General features: G+C 71.8%; 3 protein-coding genes. 2 read left to right on the forward strand and 1 reads right to left on the reverse strand.

The genetic code is table 11. From position 1 onward, the window contains the following. Nucleotides 1–1,183, reverse strand: a 1,183-nt coding sequence (locus VFZ20_RS04850) for a bifunctional UDP-sugar hydrolase/5'-nucleotidase (RefSeq protein ID WP_329682705.1), incomplete at its 3' end; no start/stop codon positions are given. A gap of 305 nt (nucleotides 1,184–1,488) precedes the next feature. Here VFZ20_RS04850 and VFZ20_RS04855 point away from each other — a divergent pair. Beyond that, complete coding sequence (locus tag VFZ20_RS04855) at nucleotides 1,489–1,959, forward strand: hypothetical protein (RefSeq protein ID WP_329682706.1); 471 nt, start codon at nucleotides 1,489–1,491, stop codon at nucleotides 1,957–1,959. Between the two features lie 3 nt (nucleotides 1,960–1,962). Next, nucleotides 1,963–2,730, forward strand: coding sequence for a hypothetical protein (locus tag VFZ20_RS04860; protein WP_329682707.1), 768 nt, complete (start codon nucleotides 1,963–1,965; stop codon nucleotides 2,728–2,730). The last annotated feature ends 36 nt before the right edge of the window (nucleotides 2,731–2,766 follow it).

Consider the following 2,766-nt stretch of genomic DNA (forward strand, 5'->3'; position numbering starts at 1 on the left):
CGAACGGCTGCAGCTCGAACAGCGTGCCCCAGCTGAGCGGGCCGGCGGGCAGCGCGCGGCGGATGGAGCCGTTGTTGATGATGGACGCCTGCGCGCCCGTCTGCACCCGGTGCGCGTCGGCGATGAGGTTGCCCAGGCCGGATTCGCCCTCCGCGCGCTCGAACGGCTGCGCGGCCGTGGCGATCACCCGCTCGGTGATGGGCCGCACGCGCTGCTCCCACTCGCCCACGATGCGCGCCACCTGCGAGTCCGGCGACACCTCGTCGGCGTACGAGGAGCGCACCTCGTGGCGCGTGGTCACCGTGCGACCGCCGCGCCGCTCCAGGTCCGTGACGCTGTACGCCAGCGAGTACGACGCCGCCTCGGCCAGGGGGATGGAATCCTCCGTCGCCAGCACGCGCCGGTGCGTGTGGCCGCCCACGATGAGGTCCACGGGCTGCGTGAGCGCGTCGGCGATCTCCAGCAGCTCGCCGCGGCAGGCGCTGGAGGGCTCGGCCGGCGCCGTGCCGGACTGCTCGCAGCTGGCGCCCACGTGCGCCGTGACGACGACGAAGTCCGCGCCCGCCGCCCATGCCTCGCGCGCCGCCTGGTCGATGGCCGGCGCCTCGTCGCCGAACTCCAGCCCCGCCGTGCGGCCGGCCAGCACCACCTCCGGCGTCTCTTCCAGCGCGATGCCGATGACGGCCGTGCGCACGCCGCTCCGCTCGATCATGATCCACGGCCGCACCCAGTCGGGGTTCCGGCGCGTGCCGGCCACGTACAGGTTGGCGGCCAGCCAGGGAAAGCGGCTCTCGGCCACGCGGGCGCGCAGGGTGTCCTGCCCCCAGTCGAACTCGTGGTTGCCCACGGCCGCCGCGTCGTAGCCCGACGCGTTGTGCGCCGCGATGGTGGCCCGCCCCCAGCTCAGGTTGCTGATGGCCGTGCCCTGCATGTCATCGCCCGCGGAGAGGATGAGGGTGGGCCCGTCGAAGCCCGCCACGGCGCTGTCGAAGTGCGCCGCCAGCACGGCCGATCCCCCCAGGCTGCGCCCGTTGGACGTCTGCGGCAGCAGCCGCCCGTGAAAGTCGTTCGTGTGCACGATGCGCACGCGCTTGACGGTGGCCTCGGGCGCGGGGCCCGCGGCCGGCGGGGGCGCGCACGCGGCCAGCGCCAGCGCGAAGACGGGGATGAGACGACGGTTCATGGTCCGGCTCCGGAAATCGGGAATTTGCATGGGCCACGCGCGCGCATCCGGCCGCCGGGACCCAAGCGTGCGCGGGGGCGCCACTTGGATCAGCGGGCGGACGGGCGGGTGTCCGCACCGCGCATAAGCGGCGGTTAAGCGTCGGACGGTATACAAAACATTTGGACCGCGCACCGCGGCCGGACGCCACGCGCGCAAGCGCCGCGCCGCACGAACGTCACAAACAAAAATCTTGCGTTTGGCGCCGGATTCGTACACTATCCAATCCGGACGCAGTCCCTTTGTTCATCTTGACGGAGGCGTTGATGAGCGACCCCAATCCGACAATCTCCAACTGCAAGCCCTCCCCGCCCAGCGAGCGCGTGGAGAAGGACGGGTACAGCGCGCGCTTTTACCCGGGCTTCGTGCGGCGGCTTGCGGTTCGGGACGATGCGGGCGTGGAGACGGAGCTGTACCAGCAGACGTCCGTGTACTGCCTGCCTCCGGGCACGGACAAGCCCTGGCCCACCAGCACGCTGGAGTTCAGCCGCCCCGACGGCCGCCGCATCGCGCTGCTGATCGAGGACCCGCACCAGCAGATCGACCGCATCGAGGTGCGCCTCAAGGCCGCCGGCGCCCCGCTGGTGCGCGCGGAGGTGATGGAGCAGGTGATGGGGAGCGGGGGCGCGGCCCTCGAGGGCTCCGACCCCCCGCCGCCGTCGGACGAGGGCGAGGGCGCCGTCGTGCTCATCTGCGAGGACGGGCCCGTCCTGTGCCCGCCCATGTGCCCCGGCTGACGGGTGGTCACGTACCTGTACCAGCTGGTTGCGTCGGGCCTGCTGCTGCTCCTTGGGCTGCAGGCCCGCCTGGTGCTGCGCCGCGCCGGCCCCGCGCGGCGTGACCGCGTCATCCTGGCGTGGTCCGTGTGCGCCTCGTACTTCCTGGTGTGCGGCGGCTACTCGGCGTTCCACGCGGTCAGCGCGGCCGTCGGCGCGCTCATGGGGACCCGGTCCCTGCTGTTCCACTGGGTGATGGCCTGGGCCATCTCCGCCAACCTGGCGCGGGGCATGGTGGCCGTGGCGTTCGGGGCGCTGCTGCTGGTGGTGATGCTGGCGAAGCGCCGGGAAACCTACCGCCTGGTACAGCTCGCGCCCCTGATCTTCGCGGTCGTCGCCATCACGGGCACGGTCGCGGCCAGGCTGCTCCGCGTAGAATCGCTCTTTGGGCTCAGCACCGGTCTGGCCGTGCTGTCCATGCTCACCGCCATGCTGCTGATGGGCGCCCTGTGGGCCGCCGTGCTCAACGACGGCATGGACCAGCTGCTCTGGTTCTGCATGGTGCTGTACGGGCTCAAGGAAACCCTGATGGTGAGCCAGATGGCCGTGCTGGCGTGGTGGACCGTGGCCCCGCAGCGCGACATCTTCTACTTCTTCTACGCCAGCAACGTCGTCCTTTCGACCGCCATGTGCGTCGTGGCCGCGAGGCGGCTGCGGCTGGCGGGGGCGGGCCGGCGCGTGCCCGCCCTGTTCGAGCGGATGTACACCACGCGCCGCCACCCCGCGTCCTGAAGCCTCCCTGGAGGCGTTGTAGCAGCAAGGAACAGA

The sequence above is a fragment of the Longimicrobium sp. genome (genome assembly GCF_036280135.1).
Taxonomy (GTDB): Bacteria; Gemmatimonadota; Gemmatimonadetes; order Longimicrobiales; family Longimicrobiaceae; genus Longimicrobium.

Coding starts and splice junctions, on each gene's coding strand:
- VFZ20_RS04855 (WP_329682706.1), top strand. CDS start 1,489: ATGAGCGACCCCAATCCGACAATCTCCAACTGCAAGCCCTCCCCGCCC.